The organism is Hyphomonas polymorpha PS728, assembly GCF_000685315.1.
GTDB lineage: Bacteria > Pseudomonadota > Alphaproteobacteria > Caulobacterales > Hyphomonadaceae > Hyphomonas > Hyphomonas polymorpha.
Genome location: NZ_ARYM01000013.1, coordinates 47,542 through 64,617 on the forward strand (window position 1 = coordinate 47,542; position 17,076 = coordinate 64,617).

20 protein-coding genes are annotated in these 17,076 nt (G+C 64.4%); 12 read left to right on the plus strand and 8 right to left on the minus strand.

The window, feature by feature from the left end:
• Positions 1 to 109: 109 nt before the first annotated feature.
• Together HPO_RS20540 and HPO_RS11960 are read left to right on the plus strand one after the other, a co-directional pair.
• Positions 110 to 253, plus strand: a complete 144-nt coding sequence (locus HPO_RS20540; RefSeq protein ID WP_157532803.1) for a hypothetical protein — start codon at positions 110 to 112, stop codon at positions 251 to 253.
• Positions 254 to 334: 81 nt separating this feature from the next.
• Entirely contained in the window at positions 335 to 2,350 is a 2,016-nt protein-coding gene (locus tag HPO_RS11960; RefSeq protein ID WP_035598989.1) for a hypothetical protein, read from the plus strand.
• A gap of 9 nt (positions 2,351 to 2,359) precedes the next feature.
• Here HPO_RS11960 and gcvA read toward each other — a convergent pair whose 3' ends face one another.
• Entirely contained in the window at positions 2,360 to 3,292 is a 933-nt protein-coding gene (gene gcvA, locus HPO_RS11965; protein ID WP_035598992.1) for a transcriptional regulator GcvA, read from the minus strand.
• Between the two features lie 109 nt (positions 3,293 to 3,401).
• Here gcvA and cysG point away from each other — a divergent pair, with 109 nt between their 5' ends.
• From cysG to HPO_RS11995, 6 genes are read left to right on the plus strand one after another with little or no spacing between them, the layout of a single operon-like run.
• Complete coding sequence (gene cysG, locus HPO_RS11970) at positions 3,402 to 4,853, plus strand: siroheme synthase CysG (RefSeq protein ID WP_035598995.1); 1,452 nt, start codon at positions 3,402 to 3,404, stop codon at positions 4,851 to 4,853.
• Positions 4,850 to 5,161, plus strand: a complete 312-nt coding sequence (locus HPO_RS11975; RefSeq protein ID WP_035599000.1) for a DUF2849 domain-containing protein — start codon at positions 4,850 to 4,852, stop codon at positions 5,159 to 5,161. The genes cysG and HPO_RS11975 overlap by 4 nt, the downstream gene beginning before the upstream one ends.
• A 12-nt stretch (positions 5,162 to 5,173) precedes the next feature.
• On the plus strand, positions 5,174 to 5,800 hold the full coding sequence (locus tag HPO_RS11980) for a glutathione S-transferase family protein (protein WP_035599003.1): 627 nt from the start codon (positions 5,174 to 5,176) through the stop codon (positions 5,798 to 5,800).
• Positions 5,800 to 7,458: a nitrite/sulfite reductase gene (locus HPO_RS11985; protein ID WP_035599005.1), complete on the plus strand. Its 1,659-nt coding sequence runs from the start codon at positions 5,800 to 5,802 to the stop codon at positions 7,456 to 7,458. The genes HPO_RS11980 and HPO_RS11985 overlap by 1 nt, the downstream gene beginning before the upstream one ends.
• Positions 7,445 to 7,927, plus strand: coding sequence for a DUF934 domain-containing protein (locus HPO_RS11990; RefSeq protein ID WP_035599008.1), 483 nt, complete (start codon positions 7,445 to 7,447; stop codon positions 7,925 to 7,927). Before HPO_RS11985 ends, HPO_RS11990 begins: the two co-directional genes overlap by 14 nt.
• Positions 7,928 to 7,949: 22 nt before the next feature.
• A complete protein-coding gene (locus HPO_RS11995) occupies positions 7,950 to 8,684 on the plus strand; it encodes a phosphoadenylyl-sulfate reductase (RefSeq protein WP_035599011.1) in 735 nt (244 codons plus the stop codon).
• A gap of 123 nt (positions 8,685 to 8,807) precedes the next feature.
• On the opposite strand, the gene HPO_RS12000 is transcribed toward HPO_RS11995, so the two are convergent.
• The gene (locus HPO_RS12000) at positions 8,808 to 9,632 is read right to left on the minus strand and encodes a TrmH family RNA methyltransferase (RefSeq protein ID WP_035599013.1); all 825 of its coding nucleotides are present in this window, start codon (positions 9,630 to 9,632) and stop codon (positions 8,808 to 8,810) included.
• Between the two features lie 36 nt (positions 9,633 to 9,668).
• Here HPO_RS12000 and HPO_RS12005 point away from each other — a divergent pair, with 36 nt between their 5' ends.
• A complete protein-coding gene (locus HPO_RS12005; protein WP_035599014.1) occupies positions 9,669 to 10,238 on the plus strand; it encodes a hypothetical protein in 570 nt (189 codons plus the stop codon).
• Positions 10,235 to 10,750 (plus strand): hypothetical protein, encoded by a 516-nt coding sequence (locus HPO_RS12010; RefSeq protein WP_035599016.1) that lies wholly within the window; start codon positions 10,235 to 10,237, stop codon positions 10,748 to 10,750. Before HPO_RS12005 ends, HPO_RS12010 begins: the two co-directional genes overlap by 4 nt.
• A 15-nt stretch (positions 10,751 to 10,765) precedes the next feature.
• On the opposite strand, the gene HPO_RS12015 is transcribed toward HPO_RS12010, so the two are convergent.
• The 6 genes from HPO_RS12015 to HPO_RS12040 all read right to left on the minus strand — a co-directional run bounded on the left by HPO_RS12015 (position 10,766) and on the right by HPO_RS12040 (position 15,250).
• On the minus strand, positions 10,766 to 11,122 hold the full coding sequence (locus HPO_RS12015) for an RcnB family protein (protein ID WP_084324295.1): 357 nt from the start codon (positions 11,120 to 11,122) through the stop codon (positions 10,766 to 10,768).
• 125 nt (positions 11,123 to 11,247) lie between these two features.
• Positions 11,248 to 11,580 carry an RcnB family protein gene (locus HPO_RS12020; RefSeq protein ID WP_035599019.1) on the minus strand — a complete coding sequence of 111 codons (333 nt, stop codon included), beginning with the start codon at positions 11,578 to 11,580 and terminating at the stop codon, positions 11,248 to 11,250.
• Positions 11,581 to 11,648: 68 nt separating this feature from the next.
• The gene (rpoH, locus tag HPO_RS12025) at positions 11,649 to 12,545 is read right to left on the minus strand and encodes an RNA polymerase sigma factor RpoH (protein ID WP_035599022.1); all 897 of its coding nucleotides are present in this window, start codon (positions 12,543 to 12,545) and stop codon (positions 11,649 to 11,651) included.
• A 411-nt stretch (positions 12,546 to 12,956) separates the two neighbouring features.
• Complete coding sequence (gene zapE / locus HPO_RS12030) at positions 12,957 to 14,084, minus strand: cell division protein ZapE (protein WP_035599032.1); 1,128 nt, start codon at positions 14,082 to 14,084, stop codon at positions 12,957 to 12,959.
• 14 nt (positions 14,085 to 14,098) lie between these two features.
• Positions 14,099 to 14,713: a rhomboid family intramembrane serine protease gene (locus HPO_RS12035; RefSeq protein ID WP_035599036.1), complete on the minus strand. Its 615-nt coding sequence runs from the start codon at positions 14,711 to 14,713 to the stop codon at positions 14,099 to 14,101.
• A gap of 96 nt (positions 14,714 to 14,809) precedes the next feature.
• The gene (locus HPO_RS12040) at positions 14,810 to 15,250 is read right to left on the minus strand and encodes a response regulator (protein WP_035599038.1); all 441 of its coding nucleotides are present in this window, start codon (positions 15,248 to 15,250) and stop codon (positions 14,810 to 14,812) included.
• Between the two features lie 242 nt (positions 15,251 to 15,492).
• Between HPO_RS12040 and HPO_RS12045 the strand changes: the two genes are divergently transcribed.
• A complete protein-coding gene (locus HPO_RS12045; RefSeq protein ID WP_084324296.1) occupies positions 15,493 to 16,398 on the plus strand; it encodes a GNAT family N-acetyltransferase in 906 nt (301 codons plus the stop codon).
• A 70-nt stretch (positions 16,399 to 16,468) separates the two neighbouring features.
• Positions 16,469 to 16,960: a GNAT family N-acetyltransferase gene (locus HPO_RS12050; protein WP_035599040.1), complete on the plus strand. Its 492-nt coding sequence runs from the start codon at positions 16,469 to 16,471 to the stop codon at positions 16,958 to 16,960.
• Positions 16,961 to 17,076 lie beyond the last annotated feature (116 nt).

The window sequence follows — 17,076 nt, forward strand, 5'->3', positions numbered from 1 at the left end:
CGCTTGCTGGGGCAGTTTCTTTCAACCCGGGCAGATTGCCCGGCCTGTCTCTTTCTGATAATAGCGCCGCACGGGTTAAAACGGCCGCGCGCCATTGGGTTTTACGATCATGACCGAATTTCTGATTTTCGTCCGCAATCTTGTGCTGGCCGCGATCTTCGCTCTGATCGGTCTCCAGTTTGCTCCGCAGACGCCCGAAAAGGCACCCGAGGACAAGGGTGACTCATCGGTAACGCTCTCCCTGCTGCCCTGACTCGAAAAAACAGGGCATTAGCCCTCCGTCGGCGTGCAATCAGCACTCGCAGGAACCCGCAAGGCGGGTTATACAGATATTATGACGGAAGCCCCCTCTGCGCGCCGGTCCGGCCGGGACGACCTCGTCCGACACGAGGCCTCGCAGAATTTTGAAACTGCGCAACATGGTGGCGGCTGGATGGTCACGCTCGCTTATGTCTCGGCTTTTCTCTGGCTCGCAGGTCTCGGCGCAGCCCTGATCGGGCTCGGCGGCATCGGCTTTGTCAGCCAGTATCATCCCGCCCTGATTGTCGCGGCCGCCATTGGCGCCGTGGTCCCCGCGCTGCTGATGGTGACGGCTGGCCAGATGGCCCGCGCCAATCGCCGCGCCGCTGCGGCCAATGCGCTGGTGCTCGAAGCGGCCGCCCGCCTGATGGCCCCCGCGCGCGAAGCCGGCCATGAAGGCATCACCTTTGCCGAGCAGATGAAACAGTCTGCCGCCGAGATCGATCACGCGATGGCCCACGCCCTCTCCGCCATGAAGGCCATGGCCGGCGAGATCGGGGATGAGCGGCTGCGGCTCGAATCTGTTTCCTATGCGGCGGCAGACAATGCGCGCGACCTGGCAGAACGTCTGGGTGAGGAGCGTCACGCCCTCGAAACCCTGGCCCGGGATCTGCGCGCGCAGGTCACCGCGATGAATGAAGCCATTCCGCGCCAGGCCCAGCTGATGGTGTCGGCTGCCCGTGTCGCCAGCGAGGAAGTCGGCCGCGCGGATGCGGCCCTGGAGCAGCGCCTGATCGCCATGCATCATGCCGGTGAGGAACTCACCCGCCGGATGGAATCCCTGGATGATCTCGCGCGCGATGCCTCTGGCCGCACCGAAGCGCTGACCTTCTCGATCAGCCGCGTGGAAGACAAGCTCGAACACTCCCGCCGCACGGTGGACGCGGCCGTCCGCGCCAGCGAAGTGGCGGCCGCGGCTGCGGCGACCACGGGCGACGCGCTGAAGAATGCGGTCTCCTCCGCCATCGAGGGCGCCCGCCATGCCAATGCCGAGATCAATGCCGCCACCCGCGCCGCCGCCGAAGAGGCCGCCCGCTCGCTGACCAAGCTGCGTGAAACCGGTGAGCAGGCCGCTTACGCCCTGCGCGCAGCCGGCCTTGCCGCCCGTCTCGAAAGCGAAGCGCTCGACCGTCTGGCCGGGCCGTACATGCCGGCAGGCTCTGCCGCCGCCGCAGCCCCGCTGACGCCGCCGGCCGTCCGCACACCGATTTCTGCGTCGGCGCCGCCCCAGCCTTTCCAGCAGGCTCAGCCCTTCCAGAATGGCCCGGCCCAGTCAGCGCGTCCCTCCGCCTACGGAAATGCCGCGATCACTCCGCCGGCCACGCCGCCGCGCCCCAGCATGGATGATGACCTCTTCGAGGCCAGCGCCGAAGCCATGATCGCCGCTGCGCGCGGCCATGAGGATCACGATATCCTCGATCCTGTCCCCTCCATCGCGGCCCGCCCATCCCAGGCCCCGCCCGCGCGGGAACGGGATACGGACCCGCCGGTTTCCCTGCGGCGCCGGCACGATGATGCCCCGCCCGAAACGCCGCGCCGCCGCGCCTCTGACTATGCGCCCACGCCGCCCTCCCAGGGCAGCAATGGCAATGGCGCAGGTGGATACAACAACGGCCATAACGGCAACGGCCACAGCTCCGGCAATGGCGGCGGCCCGGCCCCCTGGCGCGAGATCATTTCCGATATCAGCAAGGATCAGGCTCCGCCCCAGGCAGACCGGGAAACCATCGCCGAAGCGGTGGTGGAGCGCCTGCAGAATTCCGGTATTCCGCTGTCGGACGCTTTCAAGCCCAAGGCCAAGCGCCGCATCGCCGAAGCCGCCCAGCGCGGCGAGAAGGACCGACACGCCGCCACCATCGAGCAGGGCGGCAAGCAGTTTGACCGCGTCGTCCAGCGCCTGCGCGGCGATCCGCGCCTGATGGACATGGCAAAACAGTTCGTCCGCTTCGAGCGGACAGACGCCCTGGCCGCGCTCGAGCAGACCCAGAGCACCAGCCGCAATGCCAGCCCGCGCCTCGCTGCCTTCCTGATGCTGGACGCCGCCCTCTAGGCGCGAAGGCTATACGCCGACGACTTCCGTGCCGGCGGCTTCTTCCTTGATCCATTTGATGAAGGCGCGCACATCCGGCGAAAGATGCCGGCCCTTCGGCCAGACCAGCCAGTAGCCGAAATCGATCGGGATCGATCCATTGGCAAAGGGTGCCACCAGCCGGCCCGCTTCCAGGTCTGCCGCCGCAATCGCCTGCTTGGCCAGCGCCACGCCCCGGCCAGCAGCGGCCGACTCGATCACCAGAATGCCCTGATTGAAGCGCGGCCCCCGATTGCCATCCACACCGCTGACGCCATGCGCCCTCAGCCAGCTTGCCCAGTCCGGGCAGGAGGGGTCATTCTCCGAGCTTTCATCATGCAGCAGTGTATGGTGGCGCAAATCTTCGGGCTTGCGGATGGCGTTCGGGCCTTCCAGCAGGCGCGGCGAGCAGACCGGCAGCACCATCTCGTCGAGCAGCTTTTCCGATTTCAGCCCCTCATAATTGCCCCGGCCATAGCGGATGGCGATGTCGGCATCGGCGGTGTTGAAATCGGTCAGCGACATGTCCGCCGAAATCCAGGCCTCGATGCCTTCATTGGCGCGGTGGAAGCTCTCCAGGCGCGGCGCCAGCCATTTGGCGGCAAAGGAGGGGGCAGACGAGATCATCACCCGCCCCTTGCGGGCAGGGGCCTGCATCACGCGGCCCGCTTCGGCAATCTTCTCGAACGCCTCGCGCACCAGCGGCAGGCTCGCCTGCGCGGCATCGGTCAGCAGAACGGAACGCCCCGTACGCTTGAACAGAGGCGTGCCGGCAAAGTCCTCCAGCTGGCGAATCTGCTGGGAAATGGCGCCGGGTGTGACATTCAATTCTTCGGCCGCCTGCGTGAAGGAGAGGCGGCGCGCAGCTGCCTCGAAAGCGCGCAGCGCGTTGAGCGGGGGGAGGCGATCTGAGGCGTCGGACATGAATAGTTTCTCTAAATGATCGCTGTAGGGGTTGCCCGTTGCGTCTGAAGCGTCAAGGAGGTTTTCTATATCCGTCCTTGTAGTGTCACTAATAAGAAAGATAGCGCCCATGCGCCAGTTCCCGGCCTTCTTTAACCTTGAAGGTGCCCGGATCGTCGTCTTTGGCGGCGGCGAAGAAGCGGCGCGCAAGCTGCGCCTCTTCCATGCCTCGGGCGCAGAGGTCGTGCTTGTTGGCGGCTTTGACGAGGCCGCCCTGGCCGCCGAGTTTGACGACTGGGTGGATACGCGCGCGCGCAGCCAGATCGCGTCTGCCCTCGAAGGCGCCCGCCTCGCCATCATCGCGGAGGAAAGCCCCGCCCACCGGGCCGAAGCGCTCGCCGCTGTCCGCGCCCGCAATATTCCGGTCAATGTCGTCGACCAGCCCGAGGATTGCGATTTCACCGTCCCGTCGATCCTCGACCGGGGCGAGATTGTCGCCGCCATCGGTTCGGGCGGGGCCGCGCCCGTGCTCGCCAAGTCGATCCGCGCCAAGCTGGAGGCCCTGCTCCCCCAGCGCATCGGCGACCTTGCCGCGCTTGCCCGCTCCCTGCGCGGTTTCGTGGGCGAGACCATCCCCGACAAATCCGCCCGCCGCCGCTATTGGGAGCGCGCCCTCTCCGGCCCCGCCGCAGAGGCTGCCTATGCCGGAGACCTTGAACGCGCCGAAGCCCTGCTGCGCCAGCAGGCCCGCGCCGCTGGACGCGCCCGCGGCGTCGTGCATATCGTTGGCGCCGGCCCCGGCGATCCGGAACTCCTCACGCTGAAAGCCTTGCGCCTCATCCAGGAAGCCGATGTGGTTTATTATGACCGTCTCGTCAGCCCGGAGATCATCGGCCTCATCCGGCGTGACGCGGCCCGCGTGCCCGTCGGCAAATCCAAGGGCGATCATTCCGTCCCGCAGACCGAAATCCATGAGCGCCTCATCGCTTCGGCCCGCGAAGGTCTGCGCGTCGTGCGCCTCAAGGGCGGCGACCCGTTCATTTTTGGCCGGGGCGGGGAAGAGCTTGAAGCCGTCCGCGCCGAAGGCATTGAAGTGCATGTCGTGCCGGGCATTTCCTCCGCCCTCGGATGTGCCGCGTCTGCCGGCGTGCCGCTCACCCACCGCGACCATGCACAGACGCTGACCTTCGTAACCGGCCATGCCAAGGCAGGCGGCGTGCCCGATCTTGACTGGCAGGCCCTCGCGCGACCCGCGCAGACGGTCGTGGTCTTCATGGGCGTCGACACGGCGCCGGCGATTGCCGAAAAACTCGTCGCTGCCGGCCGCGCTCCCACCACGCCCGTCGCCGTCATCGAGAATGGGACACGCCCCGACGAGCTGCGCGTCTTCGGCACGCTGGCCGAGTTGCCATTCCTGGTCGAGGAAGAAGGCATTGCCGGCCCGGCGCTGCTGATCATCGGGGAGGTGGCCGGCCTGCCCGCAGAGCAGGGCCGTATCGCCTCCATCGTTACCGAAGCCTCGGGCCTCGCCTGGTTCAGCCCCGACGCCCGCCAGCACACCTTCAAGGAGTCCGCCGCATGACCTCCGTTCGCCCCAAGCTCAAGCCCGAAACTCCCAAATCCATCACCGCCTGGGAAACCGCCACGGGCCGCACCGTCTGGCTGAAAGCCGATGGATCGTGGACGGAGGATGTCACCCAGCTTGGCGTCTTCACCGGCGAGGCGGCTGAGGCCGCCCTTGCTGCCGCGCTGAAACAGGAAGGCCTCGTCACCGATCCCTATTTCATGGAGGTCAGCGAGACGGGCGCAATCACCGGCCGGGAAACGCTGCGCGAGTCGCTGCGCGCGCAGTTCTCCGCAGGCGGCCTCGCCGCGTCTGAAAACGCATAAGGCACGGGCCACATGTCAGCGTCTGATCTCGGCGGTTTCACGCTCTATGGAGACCCTGTCTCCGGCAACTGCCTCAAACCCAAATGGACCGCCGATCTGCTCGGCATTCCCTACACCTGGGTGAATGTGGATGTGGTGAAGGGGGAAACCCGCACGCTGGAATTCCTGGCCATCAACCCGGCCGGCCAGGTGCCCGTGGCGCGCTGGCCCGATGGCCGCGTGCTGCCCCAATCCAACGCCATCATGCTCTATCTCGCTGAAGGCACGCGCCTCATCCCGGAAGACCGCTTTGCCCGCGCCGAGGCATTCAGCTGGCTCTTCTGGGAACAATATTCCCATGAAACCGCCATCGCCGTCCGCCGGTTCCAGAAGCATTATCTCAAGAAATCAGACACCGAGATCGACCCCGCTCTGCTGGTGCGCGGCAACAACGCCCTCGGCGTGATGCAGCAGCGCCTCCAAGGGCGCGACTGGTTTGCCGGAAATGATCTCAGCATCGCTGATATTGCCCTTGTCGCCTACACGCGCGTGGCGCATGAGGGCGGCTTCGATATCCGACTTTACCCGGCAGTCGCGCGCTGGGTATCCCGCACCGAAGATGCGCTGGGCATTCCCCATGCGCAGGAGTTGTTAGTCTAATGTACAGATACGACCAGTTCGACGCCCGCATCGTTGCCGAGCGCGTCGCCCAGTTCCGGGGTCAGGTAGCCCGCCGCCTTTCGGGAGAGCTTCTGGAAGACGAGTTCAAGCCCCTGCGTCTGCAGAACGGCGTCTACCTCCAGCTGCACGCCTATATGCTGCGCATCGCCATTCCCTATGGCCAGCTTTCCCCCCGCCAGCTGCGCCGCCTGGCAGAGGTCGCCCGCGACTATGACCGGGGCTTCGGCCACTTCACCACGCGCCAGAACATCCAGTTCAACTGGGTCGCCCTGAAAGACATTCCGGACGTGCTGGAAAAGCTCGCCGAGGTGGAGATGCACGCCATCCAGACCTCGGGCAACTGCATCCGTAATACGACCACGGATCATTTCGCCGGCGCCGCTCAGGATGAACTGCTCGATCCGCGCCCCTGGTGCGAGATCATCCGCCAATGGTCCACCTTCCATCCCGAATTCGCTGCCCTGCCGCGCAAGTTCAAGATCGCTGTCACCGCGGCCGAGCATGACCGCGCCGCCATTCGCGTGCATGATGTCGGCCTGCATATTCTCCAGAAAGATGGCGTCACCGGCTTTGAAGTCTGGGTCGGCGGCGGGCAGGGGCGCACGCCCGTCATTGCCACGCTGGTCAACTCCTTCGTGCCGGAAAGCGAGATCCTCGACTATCTCGAAGCCATCATGCGGGTCTATAACCGCTATGGCCGCCGCGATAACAAGTACAAGGCCCGCATCAAGATCCTCGTCACCGAGCTGGGCGAAACCGAATACATCCGCCAGGTCGAGGAAGAGTTTGCCGCCCAGCGCCCGCACGAGAAAATTGCGCTGACGGCGGACGAAATCGCCCGCATTCATGCCTATTTTGCCCCGCCGGCGCTGGCCGCAAAACCTGCCGTCTCCGAACGCCTGGAAGCGGCCAAGGCTGCAGACCCGGCCTTTGCGCGCTGGACGCGGGTAAACCTGCACCCCCATAAGGCGCCGGGCTATGCCTCCGTCACCGTCAGCCTGAAACCGCAGGGCATCGCGCCGGGCGACGCGACCGACACCCAGATGGAACTCGTCGCAGACCTCGCCGAAAAGTTCGGCCACGGAGACATCCGCGTCAGCCATGCGCAGAACCTCATCCTGCCGCATGTCGCGCTCGATGACCTGCCGGAAATCTACGCCGCGCTGGACGCCGCCGGCCTTGGCACGGCGAATGAAAGCCGCATCACCGACATGATCGTCTGCCCCGGCCTCGATTATTGCAACCTCGCCAACGCCCGGTCGATCCCGGTCTCGCTGGAAGTCTCGAAACTCTTCGCAGACCCCGCCTATGAGGAAGATATCGGCCGCCTGCACATCAACGTGTCGGGCTGCATCAATGCCTGCGGCCACCACCATGTCGGCCATATCGGCATCCTCGGCGTCGACAAGAAAGGCGAGGAATTCTACCAGATCCTCCTCGGCGGCCGCGCCGATGAAAAAGCCGCCCTCGGCAATATCGTCGGCCCCGGCCTCAGGGCAGAAGAGGTGCCCGGCGCCATCCACCGCGTCGTGGAGTTCTACCGGGCCCAGCGCACGTCCAAGGACGAGAAGTTCATCGACACGCTGGAACGCCTCGGCCACCAGCCTTTCCAGGAGGCGCTCTATGCCGCTGATTAAGAACGGCGCCGAGATCGCCAATGACTGGGCTTTCGTCGCCGAGGGCGAGCCACTTCCGGAAACCGGTAGGTTTTCTGTATCTCTTGGCCGTTTCCTCGCCCTGAAACAGGGGCAGGAGAACGGCCCGCTGCCCGATGGCGTGCGCCTTTCCCCGGCAGACAAGGCCGAGGATCTGGAGCCTTACCTCGCGGAACTCGCCCTCATCGAGATCGATTTTCCCAAATACACCGATGGGCGCGGCTACAGCCATGCCCAGCTCTTGCGCCGCCGCTATCAGTATACGGGCGAGCTGCGCGCGGTCGGCCATGTGCTGAGGGATCAGATATTCTACATGCACCGTTCAGGGTTCGATGCTTACGAGACCGCCCGCGCTGGCCTATCTGAAGTGCTGGAAGCCTTGAACGAATACAGCGTGGTCTACCAGCCCGCAGCAGACCCTTCGGTCCCGGCCTTCCGCAGACGCAGTTGATCCCCAGGAAGGGCCCCGGCCCATGGCATTTGAAACCGAGATTCCCGAGCAGCCCGCAGCCCGGCTCGCGCGCCTCAATGCAGAGCTGCGCACGGCGTCGGCCCAGGAAATCCTCCGCGCGGCCATTTCCCGCGAATGGCCGGGCGAGCTCACCTATGTGTCCAGCTTCGGCGCCGAAAGCGTCGTCATGCTCTCCCTCATTGCCGAGGTAGACCCCTCCCTGCCGATCGTCTTCATCGACACTGGCATGCATTTCCCCCAGACGCTGGACTATAAGGATGAGGTCATCGAAGGCCTCGGCCTCACCGGCGTGCGCGAGATCACGCCCAACGAGACCGAGCGCAAGGTGCTCGATCCCAAGAACATGCTCTGGAAGTCCGATGCGGACGCCTGCTGCGCCCTGCGCAAGGTGCGCCCGCTGGAGCCGGCGCTGGAAGGCTTCGGCGCCTGGATCACGGGCCGCAAACGCTTCCATGGCGGCGCCCGGATGAGCCTGCCGGTGTTTGAATATGCCGATGGCCGCTACAAGGTGAACCCGCTCGCCAGCTGGACGCAGGCCGATGTCGACGCTTACCTCGCCGAGAAAAACCTGCCGCGCCACCCGCTGGTCTCCCAGGGCTATCCCTCCATCGGCTGTTGGCCCTGCACCAAACCCGCCGCAGACCCGAGCGATCCCCGTTCCGGCCGCTGGGCCGGCCAGCAGAAAACCGAATGCGGCCTCCACGTAGACCGCAACGAACGGCCAAGGGTTTTCTGATTATTGCTCGCCGCTATTGCTGAGCCCTTCGGGCTCAGCGCCGCTGCGCCTGCGCCTTGCTTGTGGGGCGCTCCGTATTTGAGCTCATCCTGAACGAAGCCGAAGGATAAGAGTGGGTGAGCTTTACCCCCGCGCCGCAAACACATGGCTCAGCGCAATCGCCGCGGCCGTCGCCACGTTCACGCTGTCAAACCCATCCGTCATCGGAATGCGCACCGGCCGCGCCCGCGCGATCATCTCCGCCGGCAGGCCCGGTCCCTCTGCGCCCATCAGCAGCGCCACGCGCGCCGGTACTTTCAGCGAGGGCAGGGGCGCGGCATTCGCGCGCGGCGTCAGTGCCCACACCTCATAATCGGCCGCTTCGGCCGCCTCGATCAGTCCGCCGCCCGTGCCGCCCTGGCTGAAGGGCAGCCACAGCGCCGCGCCGGAAGAAACCCGGATCGCCTTGCGGTAAAGCGGATCGCACGAGGCCGCGTCCAGCAGCACGGCATCGGCCCCAAACGCCGCCGCATTGCGGAAACACGCTCCCACATTGTCATGATTGGACAGCTCCGACAGGAGCAGAAGCGTGGAGCGCTCGCCCGGCGGCGCCCGGCGCAGAAACTCCGTAGGCGGAACGCTCTTCCCCTTGCGTCCACAGGCGAGCACCCCCCGATGCATCGCAAATCCTGCCACCACATCCATCACGCCCTGCGGCGCCACATAAACCGGTACGCCCTCCGGCACATGGCCCAGAATACCCGACAGCGGCGCCAGCCGCGTCTCGCACAGGAAGAGGCTCTCCACCTCAAACCGGCCCCGCCGCAGCAGCGTTTCCAGCGTCACCTTGCCTTCCACGATAAACCGGCCGCCATGCCCATTCGTCAGGTCGCGCTCGCGGAGGGAGACATAGGCCTCCACCCGCGGGTCATCGGGGCGCTCAATGCGTATTGCCTGATCAGGTTTCATCTGCTTGTCTCTGGGGCAACCTTACGGAGCGGGGAAATGTCGGAACCGGACACTACGCAGCCTTATGAGCAAACGCCCGTCCCGCGCAAGTCGCGCCGGCTGTGGTGGATCCTCGGCGGGGGCGCGCTGCTCCTCTATGTTCTGGGCAGCTGCGTCAAGGGCGGCATTGATCTCTACAAGGCCGTCACCGCCCGCAACGCCGCGACAGAGATGCTCGCCCAGCGTTTCATGGCGGAAGGTCTGCCGCCTGCGGATGATCCGGTCTATGCCCGCCGCGCCGGGGTGGAGCAGGGCTCGCTCGATTCCCTCAACCGGTTCATGAAACAGTTCGGCGAGGTGTCTCAGTTCACCCCGGCTTCCTGCAACATTGTCAGCAGCGCGAATGCTGATCCTGCGCAATCGGGTACCTTCGCCAACTGCACGCTCTCTGCCACGGCAGAGCTCTCTCCGGTCACCATCGCCGTGCGCTGGGTGCGGGAGGATGAGACCTGGAAGCTTCTCGATTTCCAGACCCATTTCACCGACAATACCGTGCTGATCGACAAGGCCGAAAAGCTTGACCGGATCGAGGCGGGCGAGGAAGTGCCCCAAGCCGGTCCGCAATGACCCCGTCAGACCGCCCAAAGCCGGAGGTCTTCCATCGCCTGCGCCCGCCGCCCTCGCGCCTCCCCAAGGCGTTGAAAATTGCGTCGCTGGTCGTCCTTGGGCTGACGGTCTTGATGTTTGCCGGCTGTGCCTGGCTGTTTGGCGGTCTCATTGCCAATTCGCTGGAGCGGGTTGAGCCCACCCGCGCCCTGATCCTTTCGGTCACGGCGCAGCGCGGCTTCGCGCCAGCGGGCGATCCCCGCCTGGCAGAGGGCGCGCAGCTTTCTCCCGAAGCGCTCGCCCGCCTCAATTCGGGCCTCGCTGAAACCGGCGGCGCCCTCTTTATCTCAAAGCCGGGCTGCACCGCCCAGTCCTATCGCGGCGCAGAGGCGCGGGAAGGGGATTTCGTCACCTGCCTCGCCCAGGTGGACTTCCTGAATAATGTTCAGCGCTCGGTCGAAATTGTTTGGGTTCGCCAGCGCGGCGCCTGGTATGTGGATGATTTCAGTATGCAGGACGCGCGCGCTGAATAGTGCACCTTCAACTCGTCAGTCTGTAGGCAGACCAAACACCGCCTCGGCGATATAGCCGTCCTCCTGTTTCACGCGATACGCCCCGCGCTCAACGCGCACCCAGCGATAGCCTTCGGGCGGCGCGGAGAGATGATAGGTTTCCCAGTCGCGGAACTCCTCGCCGCGAAATTCCGGCGGAAGGATCTGCCCTCTCCCCCACATCGGCGTCCGGTCAGGCGCCATCACGGGCGCGTCGCCGGGGTGAGGTTGGTCAACGCTGGCCAGATCAAACGACGCCTGCGCCGGCGCCTCGCTTGCCGGCGGGTCTGCCAACGCCGTCAGTCCTCCACCCATGGCAGATGCCAATAAAAGGATCACGGCGCGCAAAGACATTGAAATTTTCTCCTCTCAATTCCCCAACGCGAAAACCCCGCCTCTGGTTCCAGCCGGGGAAACGGCCAGCAGAGGCAGGGTCTGAGAGGGGCGGCGCGTAAACGGGAGGGGGGCGCAGCGCCGGGTTAGTTCGACAGCGCGTTGACGAGCACTTCGGCAATCAGCCCGCTGGCAATCTCAACGAGATAGGCGTCCTCATCCACATGCACCCACCGGTAGCCGCGGGGCGGCTCGCGCAGGTCGTAATAGTGGTAATCGCGCACATATACCTCGCGGTAATGCACGGGCAGATGATCGCCCTTGCGCCACATCTTCTTGGCGTGTCCCGGCGGGATTTTCCCCTGCTTGGCAAGGCCAGGGGGAAGGTCATGCCCACGCCGGTGCGGCGGGTCAGCAAAGGCGACGGCGCCCGCGCCCATGGCGCCGGCCATCAACAGAGTAATTGTCTTGAGATACATGAGGGATCTCCGTTGCAGTTACGCGGAATAAACCCGCAACTGCTCCGGAGAGTTCCCTCACATATGCGTCAGGCGCCGACGGGCAGGCCCTGTTCCTTGGCCATGCGCTTCATCGCCTTCTGCAGCTTCTCGAAAGCGCGCACTTCAATCTGCCGGATGCGTTCGCGGCTGACATTGTACTGCTCCGACAGTTCTTCCAGCGTCTTGGGCTCGTCGATCAGGCGCCGCTCGGTCAGGATGTGACGTTCGCGCTCGGAAAGGTCTTCCATCGCCTGGGTCAGCAGGTCCATCCGCGCGTCGAGTTCCTGGCGGTTGGCGAAGGTTTCGGCCGTGCCGGGTTCATCATCGGCCAGCCAGTCCTGCCATTCCATGTCGCCATCGGTGCCCATCGGCACGTTCAGCGAGGCATCAGACCCGCTCATCCGCCCGTTCATCGAGAACACTTCGGCTTCGGTGACGTTCAGCTTCTCGGCAATCAGCCGGGCCTGCTCAGGTTTCAGGTCGCCTTCTTCCAGCGCCTGCATCTCGCCCTTCAGGCGGCGCAGGTTGAAGAACAGCTTCTTCTGCGCGGCCGTGGTGCCAAGTTTCACCAGGCTCCAGCTGCGCAGGATGTATTCCTGAATGGCCGCGCGGATCCACCACATCGCATAGGTGGCCAGGCGGAAGCCCTTGTCGGGGTCGAATTTCTTCACCGCCTGCATCAGGCCAACGTTACCCTCCGAGATCACCTCGGCCATCGGCAGGCCATAGCCACGATAGCCCATGGCAATCTTCGCCACGAGGCGCAGGTGGGAGGTCACCATCTTCTCGGCCGCTTCGGTGTCTTCATGGTCGCGCCACCGGCGCGCCAGCATGAATTCCTCATTCTTCTCGAGCATCGGGAATTTGCGGATTTCGCTCAGATAGCGGCTCATGCCCTGTTCGGGGCTGAGGGCAACCGAGCTTTTTGCGTTCGCATTCGCCATGTTCATTCCTCCTTCTCGGAACCGGCCCCGTCTTGGCGCGGCAGCCTGTTCCCGTCTTTGGGGCTCACCTTGAAACCTTAGCCCCGCTTAGCGGCGGCGTCGTCTCCAGGCGTGCGCAATTCACTCATCGCGCAGATGCATAAATAGGAATTGAGGCATGCATGTGGAAGAGGGCCGGTAACGGGTTTCCCGCCGGCTTCACACCTTCGTGTTGTCAGGTCGGGCCGGGGTATATCCGGGCCGGTCCTGAAGGGAATGTAAGAAACCGTCCGCCCAGCGCAAGTTGTGGCCATCACCGTGCCGGAAGTGTCCGGATTTGTCCGAAACTGTCCGGATTTGTCCATCCGGTGTCACGCCCTGTCCCGCCGTGGGCGCTCAAAATACCTGAAATGTCCTGATTTTTCAGGGTGTTCAGCTCAGATCGACATCCTGGCGCTCAAGGCTCAGATAATCTTTCGACCGCATCTCGAAAAGCCGGCTCGCCGTTCGCTCGAATTCGAACGATCCGTCGCCTTCCGGGTAAAGCGCGCCCGGCTCGGCCTCTGCGCTCGCCACCAGCTTCACCTTCGCCTCGTAGAGGGCATCGATCAGGCTGATGAAGCGCATTGCCTCGTTCCGCTTGTCCGGAGAGAGCAGGGGAATGCCCTCCAGGATCACCGTGTGAAACGTCCCGGCAATGGCCAGGTAGTCGATCGGCCCCAGCGGCCGCGCGCACAGCTCCTCGAAGGTAAATCGCGCCACCCCGGCGGCCTCCCGGCTCACCTCCAGCTTGCGGCCCTTCACCGTCAGCACGCAGTGCTGCGGTTCGGCCCCCAGTGTCAGCCGGTCCCAGGCCTTGTCCAGCGCGGCAGCGCTGGCGGCGTTCAGCGGCGCATACCAGACGGGCGCTTCCACCAGCCGGTCCAGCCGGTAATCGCGCGCCGATACCAGCTCCAGCACCCCGCAGCGATCCTTCAACTCCTTGATAAAGGGGAGGAAAAGCTGGCGGTTGATGCCGTCCTTGTAAAGCTCGTCGGGGTGGCGGTTGGAGGTCGCCACCACGGTCACACCCCGCTGGAACAGCTGATCGAACAGCCGCCCCAGGATCATCGCATCGGCAATCTGCGTCACCTGAAATTCGTCAAAGCACAGCAGCCTGGCTTCCGCCGCAATCTGCTTGGCCACCGGCGGGATCGGGTCATCCCCGGCTGATTTCACCCGCCAGGGCGAGCGTTTCTTCTCCGCGTCCGTCATCTTGCGCCAGATGCCGAGCCGCTCATGCACCTGCGCCATAAACTCATGGAAGTGAACCCGGCGCTTGGGCTGGGTCACGGCCTCGCCAAAGAAGAGGTCCATCAGCATGGACTTGCCCCGGCCCACACCGCCCCAGAGATATACCCCGCGCACAGGCTTCGGCTTTGAAAATAAACCGGGTTTTGGCTGGTCGGCCAGGCGCCGGGCAAGGTCATCCAGCAGTCCGGCGGCTTCTGCCTGCGCCGGATCCTCCGACAGCGCGCCGCTCGCCACCTTCGCCTCATACTTCGCGCGCACACCGCCCATCGTCTGAACTGTCCTCACCCGAACTTTTCAGCAAGCTGCGCCAGAAAGGAGGTCCACACCCGCGGCTCCACCAGCAGCGTCGTCACGATGCCCACCACCGCCCCGCCCAGATGCGCCTCATGGCCAATGATCCGGTCAGCCCGCTGCGAGAAGACATAGCTCAGCGCGACGAAGGCCACGCCAAACACGATGCCCCACATCGGAATGATGAACAGAAACAACAGGGTGGAGAAAGGCGCGATCATGCAGAAGGCCAGGATGATGCCGGAAAGCGCGCCCGAGGCGCCCGCCGCGCGGTAATCCGGATTGGCCCGGTTCCACAGATAGGCCCAGACGCTGCCGCCGATCAGGGCGGCAAGATAGATGATGAGGAAGTTCACGCCCCCCAGAACATGCTCGATCACCGGGCCGAACATGTAGAGGCCATACATGTTGATGAAGAGGTGAAACCCGTTCACGTGCAGGAAGCCGGAGCTGATCAGCCGGTGCCATTCGCCCTGCTCCCGCATCGGGCGCACCCACAGGATGTTCTGGGCGTTGAATGCGGGGTTGCGCAGCGCAATGAGGCTGGCAAACACATTCAGCACGATCAGTGTCAGCGTCGCCGGGTAGGAAAAGATGTCTGCCATGCGCCTTGGTCTTTCCCTTCAGAAGTAAAAACCGCCCGAAGGGCCTTCGGGCGGCTTAGCAAGTCTGGCCGTGGGGCGGCAAGCGGCTGGCGGGTATTAGGCCGCGCGAACGGTGCTGCGCGCGCCGGCGGCTGGCATCAGTTCCAGCAGGAAGTCCTCGAAGGATTCAGGCCGCTGGATGAAGCGGTTGAAGTTGAGGCCCGCCTTGAAAACCGCCTGCGGGTGGATGTTGGCGCCGCAGCGGACAGCCGAAGACACCACCTCATCGCGTTCCGGCCGGGAAGAGGCTACCGCAATCCGGTGCTTGCCCATATTGGCCACGCGGGCCACCGCCATATCCACATCATCGCCGGTTTCCGGCAGCTGCAGATCGACGATCACGAGATCAAAGCGCTCAAGGCGCAGGCGGCGCTCAGCCGCCAGCAGGCCTTCCGCCATAACAAGATCCACCGGAATACGCGCGCGCGCAGCCTTGTCGGCTGCATGCGCCAGCATCGTACGTACCGGCTCGTGATCTTCGATCCAAAGCACCTTCATGAAACTCAACCCCATTGGATGTTTTTGAATGGCAGCGGGGTAAGAGGTGTTAAGCCGCTGCCCGTCTGACGTTCACAATGCCACGGGCGTCTTGCGTCTTGGTAAAGCGAAACTTTCCGAAGTGTTGAAATTCCGATGGATTTCAGGGTTGGCCGCAAGGGAAAGCAGCCATCTTTCCGTTTTATTCTGGCGGCTCTATGCTTTGCGCACACCTATTTGGGGTGGAAGGAAGCACATTCTCGATGACAGACGGCCCTCTCTCCCATCCTGCAGTTCCCGCTGCGCAATCGGCATTTCTGCCCGAGGCAGAGCGCCGTGACGTGCATATTGTTGATGTTTTGATCGAGGAGCGTTGTCCGCGCCTGCGCGCCAGCCCGGCTTGGCCGGTTGCCCGGCCGCTGCTTTATTCCATTCTGGGTTACAGCAAGGCCCGCCGGATGGCCGATGAACTGGTTCAGCTGACGGGCCGGGAAAGTTTTGACCGCCTCTCAAAACAATTGGCCTTTGATATTTCCGTGGGTGGCCTGGACCGCCTGCCGGAGAAGGGCCGCTGCATCGTGGCCGCGAATCATCCCACGGGCCTTGCCGACGGCATCGCCGTCTGGGATCTGCTGAAACAGAAGCGCGATGATATCGTCTTCTTCGCCAATGCAGACGCCATCCGGGTCAATCCGCGCTTTGAGGATGTCATCATCCCGGTCGAATGGGTGGCGGAGAAGCGCTCGCCCGCCAAGACGCGCGAAACCCTGAAGCGCGCTGCCGCCGCCTTTGCCGAGGAGAAATGCGTCGTCATCTTCCCCTCCGGCCGCCTGGCGCTGCGCCAGGAAGGCCGGATGATCGAGAAGGACTGGTTCCCCACCGTGGTCGGCCTTGCCCGCAAGCAGAGTGCGCCGGTCATCCCGCTCAATCTCGATGCCCGCAACTCGGCGCTCTATTATCTTTTCTGTGATCTCTCCAACGAGCTGCGCGACATCACCCTCTTCAACGAGCTTCTGAACAAGCGCGGCTCGCAATTCCGGATGACCTTCGGCGAGACGATCCCGCCGGAGGTGCTGGCCGGCGACCCGGTGGCCCTGACCGAAGCCCTGAAGGCGCATGTCGCTTACGCCCTTCTGGAGAACGCGGACGCGCGCTTTCGCCCGGTGTAAATGGGGGCAGGGCGGGCGTTCACACCAAGGCGCTTGCGGGGCGGGCAAATGCGCCCTAGAGCGCCCCGCCATGATCGAGATTGTACCGGAAAATCCGAGCCTTCATGCCGAAGCGATCGAAGCCCTCTTCGACCGTACCTTCGGCCCTGGCCACTTTGCCAAGACGGCAGAGCGCCTGCGCGAGTATTCCCACTCGCTGCCGGAGGTGAACCGCGTCGCCCTCGATGACGGAAAAGTGATCGGCGTCTGCCGCGTCTGGCCGCTGGTGGTCGGGCCCTCGCGGATGCCGGCGCTGTTCTATGGCCCGGTGGCGGTTGACCCTGCCTATCGCGGCAGTTTCCTCAGCCTGAAGATTACCGAGGCGGCCCTCGACGCAGGCAGGCAAGCTGGCTGGCCGGCAGCCATTCTCATTGGCGCGCACAGCCTTTTCGGCAAGGTGGGCTTCACCATCACGCCGCGCGGCCGCCTGACTTTCCCAGGGCCCCAGGACCAGTCCCGCGTTATGGTGAAGGATCTGGCAGGCGACGCCAGCCTGCTCGAAGGTCTCGTAACGGCAGCCTGATTTCTGCTTGCAGGGCGGGGGAGGCGCTGACACACTCCGCCTCAGCGCAAATGACCGCACATCAAAACCTTGCCCACCCATGAGGCGAGGGGCTGGCCGGCTGCGCTTCGGGAGGA

Bases quoted from the DNA above. Each gene is read 5' to 3' on its own strand.
- HPO_RS12050 (WP_035599040.1), top strand. From the start codon at position 16,469: ATGATCGAGATTGTACCGGAAAATCCGAGCCTTCATGCCGAAGCGATC.
- gcvA (WP_035598992.1), bottom strand. From the start codon at position 3,292: ATGTCCGACGCCTCAGATCGCCTCCCCCCGCTCAACGCGCTGCGCGCT.
- HPO_RS20540 (WP_157532803.1), top strand. From the start codon at position 110: ATGACCGAATTTCTGATTTTCGTCCGCAATCTTGTGCTGGCCGCGATC.
- HPO_RS12020 (WP_035599019.1), bottom strand. From the start codon at position 11,580: ATGTATCTCAAGACAATTACTCTGTTGATGGCCGGCGCCATGGGCGCG.
- HPO_RS11985 (WP_035599005.1), top strand. From the start codon at position 5,800: ATGTACAGATACGACCAGTTCGACGCCCGCATCGTTGCCGAGCGCGTC.
- HPO_RS12005 (WP_035599014.1), top strand. From the start codon at position 9,669: ATGTCGGAACCGGACACTACGCAGCCTTATGAGCAAACGCCCGTCCCG.
- HPO_RS12015 (WP_084324295.1), bottom strand. From the start codon at position 11,122: ATGTCTTTGCGCGCCGTGATCCTTTTATTGGCATCTGCCATGGGTGGA.
- HPO_RS12035 (WP_035599036.1), bottom strand. From the start codon at position 14,713: ATGGCAGACATCTTTTCCTACCCGGCGACGCTGACACTGATCGTGCTG.
- HPO_RS12000 (WP_035599013.1), bottom strand. From the start codon at position 9,632: ATGAAACCTGATCAGGCAATACGCATTGAGCGCCCCGATGACCCGCGG.
- rpoH (WP_035599022.1), bottom strand. From the start codon at position 12,545: ATGGCGAATGCGAACGCAAAAAGCTCGGTTGCCCTCAGCCCCGAACAG.
- HPO_RS11980 (WP_035599003.1), top strand. From the start codon at position 5,174: ATGTCAGCGTCTGATCTCGGCGGTTTCACGCTCTATGGAGACCCTGTC.
- HPO_RS11960 (WP_035598989.1), top strand. From the start codon at position 335: ATGACGGAAGCCCCCTCTGCGCGCCGGTCCGGCCGGGACGACCTCGTC.
- cysG (WP_035598995.1), top strand. From the start codon at position 3,402: ATGCGCCAGTTCCCGGCCTTCTTTAACCTTGAAGGTGCCCGGATCGTC.
- HPO_RS12045 (WP_084324296.1), top strand. From the start codon at position 15,493: ATGACAGACGGCCCTCTCTCCCATCCTGCAGTTCCCGCTGCGCAATCG.
- HPO_RS11995 (WP_035599011.1), top strand. From the start codon at position 7,950: ATGGCATTTGAAACCGAGATTCCCGAGCAGCCCGCAGCCCGGCTCGCG.
- HPO_RS11975 (WP_035599000.1), top strand. From the start codon at position 4,850: ATGACCTCCGTTCGCCCCAAGCTCAAGCCCGAAACTCCCAAATCCATC.
- HPO_RS11990 (WP_035599008.1), top strand. From the start codon at position 7,445: ATGCCGCTGATTAAGAACGGCGCCGAGATCGCCAATGACTGGGCTTTC.
- HPO_RS12040 (WP_035599038.1), bottom strand. From the start codon at position 15,250: ATGAAGGTGCTTTGGATCGAAGATCACGAGCCGGTACGTACGATGCTG.
- zapE (WP_035599032.1), bottom strand. From the start codon at position 14,084: ATGGGCGGTGTGCGCGCGAAGTATGAGGCGAAGGTGGCGAGCGGCGCG.
- HPO_RS12010 (WP_035599016.1), top strand. From the start codon at position 10,235: ATGACCCCGTCAGACCGCCCAAAGCCGGAGGTCTTCCATCGCCTGCGC.